The following is an 18,410-nucleotide window of genomic DNA, read 5'->3' on the forward strand; positions in this document are numbered from 1 at the left end:
AAGGATGATAGCGGGCACATTGGCTGCGCCCGTCGGCTTGGTATTACGCGTCGTGGACGTAGTATTTGCCCTGCGTTCCGGCCGCTTCGACCAGCTTTTCAAAATTGTCCATTGATCCGGCCAACTCGGTCTTGAACGGATCCCATTCCGACCGCTGATAGCCACCGACATCTTTCCACTCGGCCAACTGATCGTCGGTCAGCGACTGGAATTGCACACCGGCCTTGTTCAGTTCAGCCATGGCAAAGGCGCGGGCCGAGGGTACTTTGGACAGGTTCTGGTGGCTGGTCATTTCCGCCCCCCACATGATGCCTTCCTGCACATCCGCAGGCATCGAGTTGAACCATTCAAGGTTACAAGAATAGACCTGACTATCCGGCACCGCCTGCGTGAAGGTCACGTTGCTGAGAATGTCTTTAAACCCAAATACATAAAGCGCGCCGACCGACGGATCGAGCGCATCGGCCACGCCTTGTTTGATTGCCGAAGGTGTTTCACCCCAGGCCACCGGCGTCGGGTTCGCGCCAACCATCCGGTAGTATTGTTGCAGCATTTTTGAGCCCGGCACGCGGAACTTCACGCCGCTCATATCTGCTGGTGTGACAATGGGGTTCCCGCCCTGACGCACCGCAACGACACGCGGGTCGATCACCACATAGAACAGCGCCTTGAACCCGGCGGCCTCGACCTTGGGATGGACCTCATTCTTCCAAGTTTCGGAATGCACCAGGTTGGTGAAACGCTGGTTCGAGCCGCACAGATACGGCATGTTAATCAGGTCAACGGTGGACGCGAAAGGCGCAAAGTTCGACAGCGAATGTTGCGCGGCCTGAATGGTGCCACCTTGCACTTTCTGCACCAGCGAACCGCCTGCACCCAACTGACCACCCGGCGCCAGTTTCACATAAACTTTGCCGTTGGTAGCATTCTGGATGTTTTCCTTCAGATCCAGCTGCATGATCGGATAGCTGCGCGACGCACCCAGCACATAGGCCGTGGCGATCGTCATCACATGATCCGCAGCGTTTTCACGCTCTTTTTCCTCTTTTGCGGTTTGCGCTGCCGCTTCGGATGACCACAGCACGCCGCCTGCTCCGGCCACGAGTGCAGCAGTGAATGCACCGCTAGCGCTGAGCTTCAGGAAATTGCGGCGCTCTGCCGAGGCCAGTTCTTTTTTGTCGTTGTTCATTAATTGCCCTCCCAAGCAAAAAAGTCAGCCGTCGCTTTCTGCGTCGCGGTCAGCTTCCCTTTTCAGAATTGCGACAACGAACAGGATCGACGCCGCGAACAGGACCAACATCTCTCCTACGTCCCCAAGAAACGCGCTGCCCGCAAATGCCCCCATGGCAACGTTCGCAAAATAGATGACGAACACGATGATGGATGCGGTCAGAAACATTTCTCAGGACTCCCTTTGGAATCGGTCCGGCCTCATTTGTAAGCGCTTACATGAAAAATGCAAGCGCTTACATAACGGCTTTCCTTGCGACCCGGTTAAGTTTAGACTTATTGGCAAAAGTAAATGGCGGATTTGAAAATGTCGAAACTTGGATCGGCGCCAACATTGGATGATGTGGCCAAACTGGCTGGCGTTTCGACCGCAACCGTATCACGTTGCCTCAACAACCCAGATCAGGTGGTCAAGGCGACGCGCCAGCGCGTTCAGTCAGCTGTAGACGCGCTGGGTTACGTGCCAAACTTTGCTGCGCGCGTGATGGCAGCCAAGCGGTCCTCGACGATTGGTGCGATTATTCCGACGATGGAGAACGCCATCTTCGCCCGTGGCCTGCAGGCGTTTCAGGAAGAATTGCACCAGCACGGATATACGCTGCTGGTCTCAAGTTCGGCCTACAAACCGGAGATCGAGGAAGAGCAGATCCGAACGCTGGTCGCGCGTGGCGCGGACGGCTTGCTGTTGATCGGACATGATCGCAAACCGCAGATTTACGAAAACCTTGAGCGATGGAAAATTCCAACTTTGGTCGCTTGGTCATACCTGCCCGATGGGCAGCTTCCCTGTATCGGCTTTGACAACCGTGCGGCAATGGCCGAACTGGCAAACCGTGTGATCGGTTTGGGCCACAGAAGGATCGGCGTGATTTCAGGCATCAGCGCAGGCAATGATCGCGCCCGCCTGCGGATCGAAGGTGTACAGGATGCGGTCAGACAGAATGATCTGACATTGTCAGACCTGACTATCATCGAAACCCCTTATGAGATTGAAAACGGGGCCGCGGCCTTCTCGGGCTTGATGGCGCAGGATATGCCGCCCACCGCGATCCTGTGCGGCAACGATGTTTTAGCCGTGGGCGCCCTGCATCGGGCGCAGGAAATGGGATTGAGTGTGCCCGGGGATGTCTCCATCACCGGATTTGACGATATCGAGCTGGCCCGGATTGTCACGCCCCGCCTGACAACCGTACACGTCCCGCACCGGGAAATGGGCCGCAGGGCCGCATCAGAGCTGATCGGAATGCTTGAAAACCAGGCCGGTGGCAGCGGTAAGCGGCTAGACACACATATCGTAGAGGGCCAATCCCTCGGGCCGCCTGCTGACAGCTAGGCGGCTTCGGCCTCCATGGTGCGGAAATCATCTTTTAGCCAGGCATGACTCGCACTCATGGGGTCGGTGAAATGCTGCCGTATCAGCGTCGCCATTACCTTTTGGATCAGTTTCGAGGTTGTTTCGGGATACACCTCGGTTGTGAACAGCGACACGGTGCGCACAAAGTTCCGCCCCGGAAACGGGATCGCCCTAAGACTGTCGTGGAACCTCTGAGCGCGATGGAAACAGGCGGCGGTCGTAATTGCCCAGCCGCTACCCTCGGCAACCAGCCCGATGATCGAGTGATTGCATTCCAATTCGAACCGGTTGGGCAGGTTGTATTTGCTGCGGGTCAGCTGAATCTCGATCTGTTTGCCGATCATAAGGTCGCGTGAATAGCGCAGCAGAGGCAACTCTGCATCAGGCGTAAGCAGATCTTCGGGTGTACCCTGATATCCAATGGGCAGGATCACAATAAACGGATCGCGCATCAGCGGGTATTCGATCAGCCCTTCCGTCCGTTCCGAAGGCCGCGTCGCGACGCCAGCGTCCAGTTTATGCTCTTGCAGGTTGGCGATGATCTCGTGACTAGGGCGCGTATAATGGCGGAAACTGCATCGCGGCAGGGCCTGAGCCAGAAAGCGGAATAAATCAGGCGCGATCTGATTGTCGAAATCGTCGATCAGGGCCAGCCGCAGGTCTGTTGCATGCTGCCAGTTGCCGGATCGGATTTCAGCCTCGCCCCGTTTCAGCACAGTCAGCCCATCGCGAACATATCGCGCAAAAACCTCACCCGCAGGAGTCAGACCCATTGGGCGACGCCCGTGATCGACCAGATCGACGCCCAGCGCGCCCTCAAGGCTACGCAGGTGGTTCGAGACGGTGCTGATCGACAGCCCCGTCTCGGATGCGACCTGTTGGATCGACCCTGATTTGGCCACCAGCCGGAAGACTTCCAGCCAACGAAGGCTCAGAGATTTCGACACCGCAAACACCCATTGTTTCGATTTCTTCGAAACGAACCCAAGCAAAGTTTTGCGCTGGCGGCAATGGTGAAGTTGACTGACGTGCTGTAATTACTCTCGCATCCGCTCGAATCCCGGATCGTAGGGTGACGGCGGTATGACCGTAGCGCGCACGCGATGACCGCAGGAATCCAGCTCCATTTCAGCCCCGATATCGGCCAGTTCGGGATCGACAAACCCATGTGCCAGATTGAACCCGGTGCGGTGCCCCCAATCGCCCGAGGTAATTGTGCCCACAACACGCTCACCTTGCATCAATGACGCGCCGGGATGCGCAGGCTGTTGTGTTGCGTGGACCTGCAGAGCAACCAGTTTTTTGCGCGCGCCCTCTGCCTGCCGTTTCAGTAATGCGTCGCGCCCGATAAATTCACCCTTGTGCAGCTTCACAAAGCGATCCAGCCCCGTTTCAAACGGATCAAATTCGGTGATCAGATCGGCCTTCCAATGTAGAAAGCTCTTCTCCATGCGCATGGATTCCACTGCCCGCGCGCCGAACAGTTTCAACCCGTACGCGCCCCCAGCCTGACGCAATGCCAGATAGGCTGCATAAAGCGAGGCGTTGGGCACGTGAATTTCATAAGCCAGCTCACCCGAGAAACTGATACCCATAACCATTGCCGGGGCGATCCCGACAAAACATTCCCGCACGCTGAGCCACGGAAACGCCGAAGCGGACCAATCGCCACGTGCGCTGGCAGACAGTACATCGCGGGCTTTCGGGCCAGCTAGCACCAGAATGGTCTGATCGCTGGTCAGGCTGCGCAGCTGAACGTCCTCGCTAGCCCGAACATGCTGGGCCAGCCAATCCATGTCGTGAAATTCACTGGCGGCGGCCGAGCCATACCACAGACGGGCGGACCCCCGATCGCTGGTCGGCAGGTTGGCAACGGTCGCCTCGGCCTTGACCATGCCGTGATGGTTCAACAAATACCCCAGCCCCACCCGGCCCTCGCGCCGGGTGACGGTGCCGCAGAACATCCGGTCCAGAAAGGCGTGCCGATCCGCACCCGTGATTTCGATCCGGTTGAAACCATTCACCTCGGCCAGCCCGACGCCGGTTTGCACATTTGCCACCTCTGCCGCGACCAGATCAAAGGTTTCGTCAAAATCGAAACTAAGCGTCGGAGAAAAGCTGGGGGAAGGCTTGATGTACTCCACCCTTTCCCACCCGTTGACCACGGTGAATTCCGCCCCTTCTGCCGCCAACACCGGCGTTAACGGCGTCGTCTTGGCTGGTCGTCCGGCAGGGCGGTGTTCATGGGGGAAGTGAAACCGGAATTCGTTCTGATAGTCTTCAATTGCTTTCAGCGCCGTGAGTTCCACATTCGCATGACCCGTGAACCGGCGCGGGTCCAGACACCAAGTGTCATAACAGGCCTCTCCATGCACGATCTGCTGGGCCAGCAACCAGCCATGGCCACCGCCTTCGCCCAACCCCGCACGCAACCCGATGATACAGAACGCATTGCGTTTGCCGGGGATCGGCCCAACTAAAGGCGCGCCGTCAATGGTATAAGTGATCGGCCCGTTGACAATCGTGTGGACCCCGACCTCCATCAGTGCGGGCATTCGGGCAAACGCGCCTTCGAGCACGTCAGTCACCCGGTCCAGATCATCCGGGCACAAGGCGTTGACGAAGTTTGGGTCGATCCCGTCCATCCCCCAGGTCTTGCAACCCTGCTCATAAAACCCCAGCAGCAGTCCGTTTTTTTCCTGTCGGCAGTAATAGTCGCTGATCGGGCAGCGCAGCAGAGGCATACGGTGTCCTGCGTCCCGGATGGCGGGGATTTCTTCGGTCAGGAAATACTGATGCTCCATCGACGCGACCGGATGGTGAACCCCCATCATCGCGCCAACCTCGTTAACCCTGTAGCCGCAGGCATTCACCACAACATCGCAGTCGATGTCGCCATGTTCGGTATGCACGGTCCAAGTGTCGTCGCTGTGTTGTGTCAAGGCCGTAACGGGGGTGTTGCGATAGACCTCGGCCCCGGCTTTGCGCGCCCGGCGCGCCAGAGCCTGACACAGCTGGGCCGGGTCGATGTCTCCATCCATGGGATCCCACAGCCCGCCAATCAGGTTCTCGGTCGACATCAAAGGGTGACGGCGAGCGCATTCCTCGGCGTCGATCACTTCGAATTCCACATCCATCCCGCGTGCCATCGATGCGAAATGGCGATAGCCTTGCATCTGCGCCTGCGTATTGGCCAGACGGATACCACCATCGCCATGATGATAGTTGATCGGATAATCCGGGTCCTCGGCCAGTTCCTTGTACAACCGGATCGAATGAGATTTCAGAGCAACCATTGTCTGGTTCATGCCGAAATTCGTAACCTGTGCCGCCGAATGCCATGTCGTGCCCGAGGTCAGCTCGTTCCGCTCCACCAAAACCACATCCGTCCACCCTTCTTGCGTCAGGTGGTACAGCGTTGAACATCCGGCGATCCCGCCGCCGATGACAACGACCTTGGTGCGCGACTTCATGGCTCTGCTCCCTCTTGTCCCCGACAAGTCTTGCGGAAAAAAGGGCTGAGCCGACAACAGAGGCATCGACTGTATTGAAAAATCGAAACTGCGATTGAGGATTTTGAAATTCGCAAATCCCCTTTGCCGTAGACTGGATTTGCCGATTAGGGTTTCCGAAAGACGCGCGGGAAAGGAAAGGGATGTCCTCGGAAGGTGCCAAACGAAGCGGTCGGCGGGCCCGGCATGCGCAGCGCGCGGCCAAGCCTGTGATCGATCCCTGTCCGCCCGGTCAAAAAGGCGGCGCGTTCAAGCCATTGACGCAGCCCGAGATCACACAAATCTACGACACCGCCCTGCGCCTGCTGGAAACATTGGGCATGGGCGAGGTGCCGGATCGGCTGGCCACAGATCTGCGGGCGGCTGGCGCGCAGCCGGGTGAACAGGGTCGGTTGGTGTTTCCACATGAAATGGTAGAGCGCGTAATCCAGGGCGCCGCCAAGACATTCACCCTCCACGGTCGGGACGAAACCCGATCCATTCAGGTTGGCGGCGACCGCGTGTTCTTTGGCACCGGAGGGGCCGCCGTACAGACCCTGGACATGGATACCGGTCTGTACCGGCCTTCGACATTGGCTGATCTGCATGATTTCGCGCGGATGCAGGACACGTTGGCCAATGTCAGCTGGTTCACACGCTGTTGTGTGGCAACCGACCTGCCGGATGTGCGCGATCTGGACATCAACACAGTCTATGCACTGGTGCGCAACACGACCAAACCAGTGGCAACTTCATTCACGCTGGCCGAGAATGTCGCCCCGATTGTCGAGATACTGGATATCGTGGCCGGCGGGCCGGGTGAGTTCGCAAAACGCCCCTTTCTGAAGGCCCATATCAGCCCGGTAATATCTCCGCTGCGTTACGGTGAAGATGCTGTGGACGTGGTCTATGAATGTATCGCAAACAACATACCCATGTCCTGCATCACCGCAGCGCAAGCAGGTGCAACCGCCCCTGCAACACTCGCGGGGTTTCTGGCGCAATCGCTGGCCGAGACACTGGCCAGTTTGGTCATGGTCAACGCGATCCAGCCCGGCTTTCCGATGGTGTTTTCCAACTGGCCCTTCATCGTGGACCTGCGCACCGGCTCGTTTGCCGGGGGCAGCGGTGAAACCGCCATCCTGAACGCCGCCTCGGCGCAGATCACAAACTGGCTGGGTCTGCCCTCGGGTGTCGCGGCGTCGATGGCCGACGCAAAGGCCATCGACGCGCAATACGGCGCGGAAAAGGGGATGACATCGCTGGCTGCCGCACTGGCCGGGGGCAACCTGATCTATGAAAGCTCGGGCATGACTGCCTCGCTATTAGGTGTCAGTTTCGAGGCTTTTGTGTTGGATAACGAAATGCACTCGCACACCTACCGGGCGTTGCGTGGGATCGAAGTGACTGAGGAAAACCTGGGCTTCGACGCGATCTGCCATTCGGTTCTGGGAGACGGTCATTTTCTGGGCAGTTCGCATACGTACGCGGCGATGGAGCGGGATTACTTCTACCCGGATCTGGCCGATAGGAACGAGCCGCGCACGTGGCAGGAAGAAGGCGCACCAGACGCTTGGTCGGCGGCACGCGAAAAGGCCAAAGAGGTGTTGGCCACGCATCATCCGAAGTATCTGACCGACGCTCAGGATGCCGAAATCCGCAAACGCTTTCGCATTCTGATCTGAACGCGCCAGACCATTTTCAATCGACAATTCTGCCGCTAGGCTCACCCGCAACCGACAGAGAATGGGGACCTCATGACCAATTCGTTTTTTCAGCCGGTCTCGGCGATGGAGCTTGCCCGGTTCGCCGGCATTCCCACTTTCATGCGGCTGCCCAGCATGACACTGGATCACGACCGCATTGCCGAGGTTGAACTGGGTCTTGTTGGCATTCCTTGGGATGGCGGCACCACCAACCGCCCAGGCGCGCGGCATGGTCCGCGTCAGCTGCGGGATTTCTCGACAATGATCCGCGCGATGAACCCGGTGACCGGGGTCGCGCCATTCTCAATGGTCAATTGCGCCGATCTCGGCGACGTCGCGCCGAACCCGGTGGATATCGGGGATACGCTGGAGCGGGTGACCGCGTTCTACTCGGATTTGCAGGATCGCGGCATCACCCCCCTGACCGCTGGAGGGGATCACCTGACCACCCTGCCCGTCCTGCGCGCGATGGCCAAATCCGGCCCGCTTGGCCTGATCCAGTTTGACAGCCATACTGACCTGTTCGACACCTATTTCGGTGGTCATAAGTTCACCCACGGCACCCCGTTCCGCCGCGCTGTCGAAGAAGGACTGGTCGACCCAAAACGTTTTGTTCAGGTCGGCATTCGCGGTACCGCCTATAACACGGAAGACATCGAATGGGGCGAGGCGCAGGGCATCCGCATCATCCGAATCGAGGAACTGTTCGATCGCGGCATCGACGACGTCATGACCGAAGTGCGCAGTATTGTCGGAACGGCACCGACCTATTGCACCTATGACATCGACTTCGTCGACCCGACCTATGCGCCCGGCACCGGCACGCCCGAAATCGGCGGACCGAACAGTTTTCAGGCGCAGCAGGTCATTCGCAAGATGGCTGGCGTCAATCTGGTCGGGGCCGATCTGGTCGAGGTCGCGCCGCCCTTCGATCCCGAGGGCGGCACAGCCTGGCTTGGTATTTCGCTGATGTTCGAACTGCTCTGCGTGCTGGCGCAGGCAGTGGATGCGCGGCGGTCTTAGGCCGCGCTGACGTTCTCAGCGATCATCGAGATCATCTCGAACATCACCGCCGCTGCTGTCAGGGCGGTGATGTTGTTGGGGCTGTCCTTGGTGGGCATCATGCAGACGACGTCGCCGCCCACAATGTTCAACCCACGCGCGGCGTGCAGAATGCCGACGGCTTCGTCAATGTCGAACCCCTTTTCGCCGGGTTCCAGATTGGACACCGCAGGCGCAACTGTCGGGTCGAGGCAATCTAGATCGAAGGTGATATAGACCGGGCGATCACCCAGAACCTCTTTGGTCTGTGCCACCACATCTGCAAGCCCGCGCTGGCGGAATTCGCGCATGGTGACGATGTTATAGCCATAGTCGTATGAGGGTTGCAGCCAATCCAGACTGCGCGGATGGCCACGAAGACCGATCTGCATGGATCGTGTCGGGTCGACCTGCCCCTGATCGGCCAGATAAGCCCCCCAATGCGCCGCCGATTTCTTGGCACCCAGAAAGTGATCGACCTTGGTGAACACATCCGTGTGGGCGTCCAGATGCAGAAAGCTAATCGGCTCACCGCCCGCTAGCTTGCCCCGGCCCAGCGCTTGCACGATCCCGCCCGTAATGGAGTGATCGCCACCGACCGAAACAGGCCGCGCACCAGCTGCATCGATATCTTTGTAAAACTGCGTGATGCGCTCGATGCAGTCCTCGTTGTCATTGGCCCTGGGGAACGGCACGTCGCCCACATCGGCAATCCGCGCAGTGCTCCAGGGATCGATCCCAAACAGCGAATGAACACGGCGCTGCACGGCCGAGACATGGCGCAAGGCGCGCGGACCGAGATGCTGATCCCGCTCGGTCGTGCCATTGCCGGTGGAATGGGGCACGCCAGCCAGCGCGATATCCTGCCCTTCAGGCCCGACATTCGGGCAGCGGAACAGGGTGGGCACCCCCCACCAGTAAAGGTTTTCCATCATGGATTGTTCATAACGGTCTGTCATTGTTGTCCCCGGTAAAAGAAAAACGCCCCCGGCGGAAACCGGGGGCGAGTATGTTCAGAGTTTCTCGTCTTCTCGCCGGAAGGCCCCTTGCACGATCCGGTCCATGACCATGGCCAGGAACAGGATTGCAAAGCCGCCCAGCAGGCCCGGACCCTTGGCGGCGTATTGCAGCGCCTCAAGAATTTCCTTGCCCAAACCACCACCGCCGATCAGCGAGATGATCACCACCATCGACAGACACATCAGGATGGTCTGGTTCACCCCGGTCATGATGGACGGCAAGGCCAGCGGGATTTCCACATCTTTCAGCAACTGCCATTTAGACGCGCCAAAGGCGACGGCCGCTTCCTTGATGCTTTCCGGAACCCCGCGCATACCCAGCGCAGTCAGACGGATCACCGGTGGCATGCCAAAGATGATCGTGGCCAGAATGCCCGGCGGGTTACCCGTGCCAAAGAAGGCAATGATCGGGATCAGATAGACGAAGGCCGGAAGCGTCTGCATCAAGTCCAGCACAGGTTCCGCTGCGCGATAGGCGCGTTTGGACTTGCCAAACCAGATGCCCAGCGGGATGCCGAACACAACACACAGCAGCACCGCAGCCCCAACAAGGGCCACTGTCTCCATCGCCACATCCCAGTAGCCCAGCAAGGCGATATAAGCCAGCGAAGACGCGGTGAAGATCGCCACGCGCGGACCCGCCGCACGCCATGCGGTCACGCAGATGACCAGCATCACAACCGGCCACGGCGACCCGATCAACGCCACCGTCAACGCATCCAGAACCGAACGGACACCAGCGACAATCCCGTCAAAGACGTCTCCCCCAGCAGCGGCAGCAGCGTCAATCCTTGCCTCCATCCAACTGGCCAGGTTAGAAAACAGCGTTCCCTCGCCCGGGCCCAAAATGATCTCGGACACCTGTTCCTCGGGGAAGGCATCCAACAAAGGCAACGAAGCGTTCACCGTGAACTTATAGACGATCAATGGCGCAATCGCGGCCACCAGAATGGCACCCATCACTGTGTTGCGCGTGGAACGGCCGCTTTCCGTACTGGCCGGATCCGTCCGCCATTTGGAATACTGCTTTTCATAGACCCGATCTGCGTAAAATCCCTGCACCAGTTTGAACACCAGCAGCATCAGCAGGCCAGTGACCATAATACCCACAGCCTCGGACTGTGCAGCAGCAGCCTTTTCAAAACTGGAATCGGCGGCCTTTTGGATGTTTTCAGCCAGTTTGGTGAATCGGTCTATGTCGGCCTTTTCCGTGGCTTCCCCAGCCCGTTCCAGCAGCTCGTTCGCGCGGGCCTGCTGGCGCTCGGCCCGCTCGGCCAGGTCGGCCCCGGGATTGCCCCAGGCCCCACGTCCGATCTGAACCCACGCGATGATTTCCAGGATCAAGAAGGTCCAGAACATGCCCCAGATTGCGCGCGACGCCGACCAGAAAGGCCCAAGCACCGCTGCCCACAGGTTGAACGTGTTCGGAACCGGGCTGGTCGCATCATGGATTTTGTGGAACGCGTTGACATAGTAATCACCGCTCGGCCCGACGAAATCGTGAATGGACTGGTCCAGCGCCTCGCGGTCGACCTCGATATCTGAGGCGGCCGTTACTTTGACCTCTGTGGTTGCATCAGTCATTTTTGCCCCCCTGAATTCCGCGCAGCAGGCGTGGTTTGGTCACGACGCCCACATCGGCACCCGCGTCAGTGATGATCACTGGCATATCCGTATTGACGGCCAGGTCGATCAACTGATCCAGATCCGCCCCTTCGTCTGCACGTGGCGCGCCCTCGGTCGGGCCGGAATAGCTTTCCATGGGTTCCATGATCGAATGCGCCTTGACCAGTTTGAGCTTGGAGATGCCCTGCACAAACTCGCGCACATAGTCGTCCGCCGGGTTCATGACGATATCTTCCGGCGTGCCGATCTGAACGATCACGCCGTCTTTCATGATCGCAATCCGGTGACCGATGCGAATGGCCTCATCCAGATCGTGAGTGATAAACAATGTCGTCTTCTGCAACTGCGCCACCAACGCCTTGAACTGATCCTGCAATTGCAAGCGGATCAGCGGGTCAAGTGCCGAAAACGGTTCGTCCATCAGCAGAATTTCCGGGTCCGAAGCCAACGCGCGGGCAATCCCCACCCGCTGCTGCATACCGCCCGACAGTTCTTTGGGCAGGCGATCCTCATATCCAGTCAGGTCCACCAGACCCAGCGCGTGATCGGAAACCGCCCAGCGTTTCGATTTGGAAACCTTTCGAATTTCCAGCGGATAGGCCACGTTATCGCGCACCGAACGGTGCGGCATCAGCGCCATATGTTGGAACACCATCCCGATCTGCTGTGCCCGAATGCGCCGCAGTTCATTTTCGGAAATCTTGGACACGTCGTGCCCCAGAATTTCGATCTTGCCTGCGGTCGGCTCGATCAGGCGGTTCACGTGCCGCACCAGCGTCGACTTGCCCGAGCCCGACAGGCCCATGATGCAGAAAATCTCTCCCCGAGGCACTTCGAAGGTGGCACCCTGCACACCCACGACACAATTGAATCTTTCCAGAACTTCGGGCTTTCCTATACCCTCGTTCCGCACTGCGGTCATGGCTTCTTCGGCCCGTGCGCCAAAGATCTTCCAGACATCCGTCAGTTTTACGACTGTTTCTGTCATTTTTGTCCCTTCGATGCAGAACAGGCCGCCGGTCAACTCCGGCGGCCTGTCCGAGTTTCAGCCCTGATTGGCGTCACTCACTGTGACATCCAGTCCAAAACGGCATCTTCGTTGGCTGCCACCCACTCTTCCGCATAGGCAGCAGGCTCTTTGCCTTCGATCACCAGCGCATAGGTCATGGCGGAAACCGAATCGGTATCCAGCTTCATGTTGGCCAGCAATTGGGCAACCTCGGGATATTCATCCTCAAGCGCCTTTGCATAGTGCAGGTGCAGATAGGCCAGATCCCAGGCCACACCGGCCTCGGACTTTTCAAGCCAATCCGGATCGTCGGTGGGCTGAAGCACATTCCACTTGGATGCGTCATAGGCCGGCTCTTCCAGAATCTGCATATCGTGCAGGGCAAACACGTAGTGCGGCGTGTAGCAGAACCCGACCCATGGGTCGCCTGCCTTGATCGCATTGTCGAGGTTCGCATAGGCGACGGTCTCGTCAATCTCGGTCAGCTCCATAACCTGATCGTAGCCGTAGGACTTGGCCCGGATTTTTTCGACATTGGTCGAGGCCCAACCCGGTGCACCGATCCATACTTCACCCTGGCCGTCACCATTGCTGTCGAACAGCGCGGCAATGTCGGGGTTGGTCAGATCGTCGATCGAACGGATGTCGTTGGCATCCGCTGTCGCCTTGTCGACACACATGCCCTGGAACGCTTCAACACCATTGGGGTTGAACGCAACGGTGCCTTTGTCGGTCACATAGGTGTCGTGCAGATTCTGCTGGTTCGGCATCCAAACTTCGGGGTGAACATGCATCGCACCGGAATCCATCGCCTCGAAAACGATTGGGTTGGTACCGTTCTGCAGTTCGACCTCAAGCCCGAGGTTCTGTTCAATCGCTACCTTCAGGATATGCGCTGTCGCATTCACCGATGGCCAGTTCGGCACACCGATCACGATGTCCGCAGCCATAGCAGGCCCGGCGATCGCCATTGATGCGCCTCCCAGTAGCGTTGCAAATTTTTTCATCTGATATCTCCATGTTGGTCGTCTTTAGTGCTTATTGTTGTCCCCGGTCTGACCGAGACGCACCTTTCGAACAAATGCCGGAAAGCCGAATTACCTGTCTTCTTAGGTAAACGACTTGCTACTCCGGGATTGCCCGAAAATTCAAACATGCCAGCACGCCGCCCATCAAGAGCTTCGCGCGACAATTTCCTTAATACGACATTATCGTAGGTTAGTTTCGCTTTTTTGCAAATTGAATGGCTGTGACGCCTGAATTTTTCGCATGAAGGCTTCTGGCATAGCTTTGTCGATTTTGTTTCGGAAGAAAACCACCGTAATGATATCCACGAAAAAGTTGCGTTTCACACTGTTGATCCCTTCGCGCTATGCATCGCGACCGCTTGGGAAATGCGCATCACAGGAAAAATTCTGCCCGTTCCACGACCCAGACCATCGCGATCAAGCTGGCACAGACTGCGACTGCAGCGCGAGAACCTATCCAGACACGACCCGGCTGTTTGCGCAAAAACAGAACCAGCGGCCATACCAGCACAACAATCATCAACTGCCCAAGCTCGACACCGACATTGAAAGCCAGCAGGCTTTGCCACACGTTGGGTGCATCCACCCGCAAAATCTGGTGCAACATGAAGGAAAACCCGAACCCGTGCAGCAGGCCAATGCCCGAGGTGATCGCAAATGCCTTCAGGTCCCCGTGTTCTTGGTCAGGAGGTTGAACAGCCATCACAGCCGCGTAGATGATCGACACTGCAATCGCCAGCTCGACGGTCGGGATGAACCACGCGCCACTGGGGGCGATACCAAAAAAACCAAGGATCAGCGTTACTGTATGGCCAAGGGTGAAACCCGTGACACGCGCCAGGAGACTTTTCAGATTCAACGCACCGATGATCATGCACAGCACGAACAGCACATGATCGGGGCCTTCCAGAATATGCCGTATACCTTCGACCACAAAGGTCGAAGCCGCAGCGGTGGCCGACCCGGATATTGTGATCGGATCACGCATTAGGCCAGTTGCGCGGAAGGTTCGGGTTTGCCCGTTATTGTAGTCGAGGATCAGGTTCGCTGTTTCGTCTTGCCCCGGCAGACCAGGGTTTGATCTATGGGACATGCTGTAGGTGCCCACAGGCCCAGCGGCATAGCGTATATGCAGGTCCAGCATGACGTCGCCAACATAGGTCTCACCAACTGCTGTTGGATACACGTCCCCTGCGGTGGTCGCATCTTGCGCCTCTGAGAGGGTTGCAAAGCCCGGCTCAGACCCCAGCGGGTACAGGCGCATGGACATTACGGTTGCTGGTTGGAGCTGCCCGATGGCGGAAAGATCAACTGTGTCAGCCGCCAGAATGGCCAATCTATCAGGATCGCTCAGCAATGCGGCTTGATCCAGGTAATGCATCAGCGCGCCGTCTTCGATCTGATTGTAGGTATAGGGCGCGGGAACAGGCAGTCCGTCTTGCCCTTCGGGCCCTACTAGTTCCGACAACAGATAAGACAAGGGCATGCGCAGATAGACGTCCAAGCCCTCGTCGGAATGCGTCACGTGATGCACCCGCACGTTCTGATTCAGCTTGAAATGCGCAAGCACCGGATGACTAAGCAAACCGAAAAGAGCCGCTAGAAAAATGAAAACAGGCATCATGAGTTGCCTCCCGCCGATAAAGGTTGAGGGTCAATTCGAGCTTCAAGGATGGTCAGTCCTGACAAAAACCACGCGTCGGCATCATGTTCGACATCCATCAACGCGCGATACGACACGGTGCGGCGATGCATGTGCCCCCAATGCCCGCCAGTGACCAAAGCATCCCAACGGGCCAGAATTCGATTTCCGCCATCCACCAGGGGTTCGATGCGCTCCACGACCAGCCCGTCGATGGATTTTATCTGAGCCATCGCCCCCGACGGCAAAGTCACAGACAAGCCCCTACGGATTTCGGTTTCAACGTCTTTCAGCGCTTTTGCCATGACAAATTTGCGCAGTGCCTTCGACATCTGCGGGCCTTGCGTTTCCAATCGCGCAATGGCCAGATTTGAAACGATTACCTCGGTGACTTGCGCTGCCGCGGTTATATCCGAAAGAGTTTTGGTCGGAGTTGTCACCTCGACCGTCATTGTTTTCAGAGCGCCAGAAGCGAGACAGATTAACAGGGCGGCTGCCGCCCACCCCTGCCAGTGATGCGAACGGTTTCGCCAAGCAAACACCGCAAGAAATGCCGCGACAAAAACAAGACCGAATGACATAAGTGGCACTGAAATGGAACGCATTGCGGCGACTGTAACAGGCTGAGTTTTGGGGTCGCTCCACTTAAGGATATAGTTTTTCCAAGTGATGTTAGGTGCCTCGCGGGTCACTTGGCCGGGCACTGCCCCGGCGGGATCTGTGATTTGAACCGGAATTGTGTCTGTCTCTTCGGTGAACAAATCCCATTTCAGGGAAACATAATTGGGCAACGCATCGCCCGCGTATGACAGAACAATGCCCAGAATGGCGGTGGCCCGGTTTGTTTCCGACGGGTTTTCCAGAACTTTCAAACCTTCGACACCCACGGACAGTTGTTCAACTTTTGCCAAGCTTGGCAACACAACCGAACCGTCGATTGTCAGCGGATTGCTGTGCGAAAACAGGTCGATAGCCTGCCGCTTGATCTTCGCCATGGCGTTGGCATCAAGTAGCGTTTCGTCGCCGAGTTTTAGATCAAGCCAGCCCTCCAGATCGCGCAGGCGGAAGATCACTTCGTGTCGAACCTCGCGCGGCTCAACGGACACGAACGACATCAATGCAGATTTGTGGTGCCGGGTCAGATTCGGATTCTCGAACCTGCTGTACCACGGGTCGTTCCAGTTGGGGTAAAAGACTTCAGACCGGGACAGATAACGGTAATCGGTCACAGCTACGCCAAGGTGATCGAAAATTACACCGATGGCCGCAGTTGGAATTCCATCAGACGTAAGCGGTGGCTTAAAGGTTATTTCCGCTGGTTTGTGATCAAAAGGATAATCAAGAACAACGTACACGACTTGGGCGGAGCGCCCGTCCTGCCGGGTCAGGCCGTAGCTTGGCCTGAAAGCCGTCACTCGGGGTTTTCTTGGCCGAACCTCAAGTTGAACCGTCTGCGGAACAAGTTCTGCGCCGTCGGCAAGAACCTCGAAGGCTTTGCCCGTGCGTTCTGAAAAGTTGCTTGCTGGGCCTTCATCCTGCGGTGCTTTCGCCAAAAATCCGTGCACATCGCCCAAATCAAGTTCCAACGCGACCCGAACCCGATCTTTCAGCACCGAGATTTCCGCAAAATTTGCCGCGGTTTCTGCACCGTTCGCCGGCAACAGGTCGGCGCGTGTGATCAGCGGATGCGAGACCAGAAAAAATATTAGTATGATCAAACGCTTAAGGTTCGCCATCAGAGAGACCTCCTATGCTGGATCCACTCTGTGCTTCTTGCCCCAAACCCGAGGTTCAGCCTGAAGAAAAGAAGCACAGAGACCGGCGCCAGATGGCAACGCCTAAAAGCGCCGGTTGGTCTTGAGGGATTATTTGGGTTCGGATTTTTCCGGGTAAGGGAAATCCTGTCCCAATGCTTCGCTGGCCTCTTCGTAAATCGGCCGCAAAACATCTTCGACGTCCCAGACACCACCGGCGACAAAGTCGCTGAAATCCAGCGTCTCTACACCCAGTTTGTCAGCCATCGCCGTTTTGTCTTCCACATTTGGCGGCTCTGCTGGGGCGGCCAACGGGGGGGCCCATGTTCGTTCCTCAGTCGCGGCCATACGAACGACTATGTCGTCCTTGGTCACGTTCCAGACCATGAAGTCCTCTGACAGGCTAAGCGGGCCATCATAAGTGGACCGGATGCGTTCATACACACCGTTGACCGTGTCGAAGTCATTGAAGAAGTGATAGGCGACCGCCATGCGGGGTTTGATTTCGCTCATGACCTTGCCGAACGCCTCGGGGGCGGTGTGAACCTGCGTGCCAACCTGAAGGGCCGATTCCGGTGTGAACTTCATTTTGCTGACCAGTTCCGGCACAGCAATAAAGCACTCATGGATGACCAGATCAGCGTCTCTGGCATATTCAACGAACCATTTGTTGGGATACGTGTCCGAGCTAAAGACGAACTTCAGATCATTCCATTCCAAGGCGTAACTGACTGAACCGTCGATGGAATGGATTGCGGGAAATGTGCGGATGACAACGTCGTTTTCCTCGTAGATCGGTTCGTTCTCAAGTTTGTAGTCGAATTCGGTCACATCCATGACATAGCCACGGAAGTCCACGTTTCCGGCCCGACCTGCTAGGTCCCACGATAGCATTTCCTGCATACGATCTAACGCATAAGCCGTGCCAAGCTCCGGTACAGCGCCACTTGGCCCCCACACCCGAAGGGGAACATTGCGTCCCATCAAGGCACCACCGATGAACAGGTCATGCAGCGCGCCAAAATGGTCGGTATGCAGGTGACCGATGAACACTTTGTCGAGGTAGTTGTACGGGATTTGCAGCGACGAAATCCGCTCGGCTGAACCCGACCCGATATCGAACAGGAACTTGTCGCCATTCCCAAGCTCGACCAGGAAACAGGCTGCGGCTTGCGCGGCGCGGGTCGTTGGCATTCCGGTGCCACAGGCAATCACCCGCATTTCGTCCGGTTTCAGGTCCTCACTGTTTGGGTAATACGTATCTCTCTCCCTCGCCTTGACCGGCGACACCTCGGGTGTCTCCTGCGCCAAGGCCATGGAAGGGCCGAACGTGTCACCAAGGATTTTCAGCCCTCCGTTCGGGGCGGCCAGCCAGAATCCAAACGTCACCCCGGCGGCCAAATAGACCGAGTACTTCAATAGCCGTTTTCGTCTATTCATGATTTGCACTCCCTTGCTGAAATCGCCGACAGCTTCGGTGAAAAAGAAAAGTCGTCGTCGGCAGGGCATC

General features: G+C 57.5%; 14 protein-coding genes. 3 read left to right on the forward strand and 11 right to left on the reverse strand.

The window, feature by feature from the left end; all coding sequences use genetic code 11:
- Window positions 1-43: 43 nt before the first annotated feature.
- Together ACR0M2_RS17645 and ACR0M2_RS17650 are read right to left on the reverse strand one after the other, a co-directional pair.
- Complete coding sequence (locus tag ACR0M2_RS17645; RefSeq protein WP_170350907.1) at window positions 44-1,189, reverse strand: TRAP transporter substrate-binding protein; 1,146 nt, start codon at window positions 1,187-1,189, stop codon at window positions 44-46.
- Window positions 1,190-1,213: 24 nt separating this feature from the next.
- The gene (locus ACR0M2_RS17650; RefSeq protein ID WP_170350906.1) at window positions 1,214-1,399 is read right to left on the reverse strand and encodes a hypothetical protein; all 186 of its coding nucleotides are present in this window, start codon (window positions 1,397-1,399) and stop codon (window positions 1,214-1,216) included.
- A gap of 138 nt (window positions 1,400-1,537) precedes the next feature.
- On the opposite strand from ACR0M2_RS17650, the gene ACR0M2_RS17655 reads away from it, so the two are divergent.
- Entirely contained in the window at window positions 1,538-2,563 is a 1,026-nt protein-coding gene (locus tag ACR0M2_RS17655) for a LacI family DNA-binding transcriptional regulator (protein WP_170578209.1), read from the forward strand.
- Here ACR0M2_RS17655 and ACR0M2_RS17660 read toward each other — a convergent pair.
- Window positions 2,560-3,531 carry a LysR family transcriptional regulator gene (locus ACR0M2_RS17660; RefSeq protein WP_170350904.1) on the reverse strand — a complete coding sequence of 324 codons (972 nt, stop codon included), beginning with the start codon at window positions 3,529-3,531 and terminating at the stop codon, window positions 2,560-2,562. The genes ACR0M2_RS17655 and ACR0M2_RS17660 overlap by 4 nt on opposite strands.
- A gap of 90 nt (window positions 3,532-3,621) precedes the next feature.
- Complete coding sequence (locus ACR0M2_RS17665) at window positions 3,622-6,057, reverse strand: GcvT family protein (RefSeq protein WP_480706309.1); 2,436 nt, start codon at window positions 6,055-6,057, stop codon at window positions 3,622-3,624.
- 182 nt (window positions 6,058-6,239) lie between these two features.
- Between ACR0M2_RS17665 and ACR0M2_RS17670 the strand changes: the two genes are divergently transcribed.
- Both ACR0M2_RS17670 and ACR0M2_RS17675 read left to right on the forward strand, forming a co-directional pair.
- Window positions 6,240-7,760, forward strand: a complete 1,521-nt coding sequence (locus ACR0M2_RS17670) for a trimethylamine methyltransferase family protein (RefSeq protein WP_480706311.1) — start codon at window positions 6,240-6,242, stop codon at window positions 7,758-7,760.
- 72 nt (window positions 7,761-7,832) lie between these two features.
- The gene (locus ACR0M2_RS17675) at window positions 7,833-8,804 is read left to right on the forward strand and encodes an agmatinase (RefSeq protein ID WP_170350901.1); all 972 of its coding nucleotides are present in this window, start codon (window positions 7,833-7,835) and stop codon (window positions 8,802-8,804) included.
- On the opposite strand, the gene ACR0M2_RS17680 is transcribed toward ACR0M2_RS17675, so the two are convergent.
- From ACR0M2_RS17680 to gntH, 7 genes are all read right to left on the reverse strand, one after another.
- Entirely contained in the window at window positions 8,801-9,781 is a 981-nt protein-coding gene (locus tag ACR0M2_RS17680) for an arginase family protein (RefSeq protein ID WP_480706313.1), read from the reverse strand. The genes ACR0M2_RS17675 and ACR0M2_RS17680 overlap by 4 nt on opposite strands.
- A gap of 54 nt (window positions 9,782-9,835) precedes the next feature.
- Window positions 9,836-11,425, reverse strand: a complete 1,590-nt coding sequence (locus ACR0M2_RS17685) for an ABC transporter permease (protein WP_170362101.1) — start codon at window positions 11,423-11,425, stop codon at window positions 9,836-9,838.
- Window positions 11,418-12,455, reverse strand: a complete 1,038-nt coding sequence (locus ACR0M2_RS17690; protein WP_170350898.1) for a quaternary amine ABC transporter ATP-binding protein — start codon at window positions 12,453-12,455, stop codon at window positions 11,418-11,420. The genes ACR0M2_RS17685 and ACR0M2_RS17690 overlap by 8 nt, the downstream gene beginning before the upstream one ends.
- A gap of 77 nt (window positions 12,456-12,532) precedes the next feature.
- A complete protein-coding gene (locus tag ACR0M2_RS17695) occupies window positions 12,533-13,483 on the reverse strand; it encodes an ABC transporter substrate-binding protein (RefSeq protein WP_170350897.1) in 951 nt (316 codons plus the stop codon).
- 394 nt (window positions 13,484-13,877) lie between these two features.
- Window positions 13,878-15,128 (reverse strand): HupE/UreJ family protein, encoded by a 1,251-nt coding sequence (locus ACR0M2_RS17700; protein ID WP_480706315.1) that lies wholly within the window; start codon window positions 15,126-15,128, stop codon window positions 13,878-13,880.
- Window positions 15,125-16,882, reverse strand: a complete 1,758-nt coding sequence (locus ACR0M2_RS17705) for a hypothetical protein (RefSeq protein ID WP_480706317.1) — start codon at window positions 16,880-16,882, stop codon at window positions 15,125-15,127. Before ACR0M2_RS17705 ends, ACR0M2_RS17700 begins: the two co-directional genes overlap by 4 nt.
- 129 nt (window positions 16,883-17,011) lie before the next feature.
- Entirely contained in the window at window positions 17,012-18,340 is a 1,329-nt protein-coding gene (gene gntH / locus ACR0M2_RS17710) for a guanitoxin biosynthesis MBL fold metallo-hydrolase GntH (protein WP_480706319.1), read from the reverse strand.
- Between the last annotated feature and the right edge of the window lie 70 nt (window positions 18,341-18,410).

This window comes from Ruegeria sp. BE10, assembly GCF_056538905.1.

Excerpts from the sequence above, each read along its gene's own strand:
- ACR0M2_RS17685 (WP_170362101.1), bottom strand. The coding sequence starts at position 11,425 with ATGACTGATGCAACCACAGAGGTCAAAGTAACGGCCGCCTCAGATATC.
- ACR0M2_RS17675 (WP_170350901.1), top strand. The coding sequence starts at position 7,833 with ATGACCAATTCGTTTTTTCAGCCGGTCTCGGCGATGGAGCTTGCCCGG.
- ACR0M2_RS17705 (WP_480706317.1), bottom strand. The coding sequence starts at position 16,882 with ATGGCGAACCTTAAGCGTTTGATCATACTAATATTTTTTCTGGTCTCG.
- ACR0M2_RS17645 (WP_170350907.1), bottom strand. The coding sequence starts at position 1,189 with ATGAACAACGACAAAAAAGAACTGGCCTCGGCAGAGCGCCGCAATTTC.
- ACR0M2_RS17655 (WP_170578209.1), top strand. The coding sequence starts at position 1,538 with ATGTCGAAACTTGGATCGGCGCCAACATTGGATGATGTGGCCAAACTG.
- ACR0M2_RS17695 (WP_170350897.1), bottom strand. The coding sequence starts at position 13,483 with ATGAAAAAATTTGCAACGCTACTGGGAGGCGCATCAATGGCGATCGCC.
- ACR0M2_RS17650 (WP_170350906.1), bottom strand. The coding sequence starts at position 1,399 with ATGTTTCTGACCGCATCCATCATCGTGTTCGTCATCTATTTTGCGAAC.
- ACR0M2_RS17690 (WP_170350898.1), bottom strand. The coding sequence starts at position 12,455 with ATGACAGAAACAGTCGTAAAACTGACGGATGTCTGGAAGATCTTTGGC.
- ACR0M2_RS17680 (WP_480706313.1), bottom strand. The coding sequence starts at position 9,781 with ATGACAGACCGTTATGAACAATCCATGATGGAAAACCTTTACTGGTGG.
- gntH (WP_480706319.1), bottom strand. The coding sequence starts at position 18,340 with ATGAATAGACGAAAACGGCTATTGAAGTACTCGGTCTATTTGGCCGCC.
- ACR0M2_RS17670 (WP_480706311.1), top strand. The coding sequence starts at position 6,240 with ATGTCCTCGGAAGGTGCCAAACGAAGCGGTCGGCGGGCCCGGCATGCG.
- ACR0M2_RS17700 (WP_480706315.1), bottom strand. The coding sequence starts at position 15,128 with ATGATGCCTGTTTTCATTTTTCTAGCGGCTCTTTTCGGTTTGCTTAGT.
- ACR0M2_RS17665 (WP_480706309.1), bottom strand. The coding sequence starts at position 6,057 with ATGAAGTCGCGCACCAAGGTCGTTGTCATCGGCGGCGGGATCGCCGGA.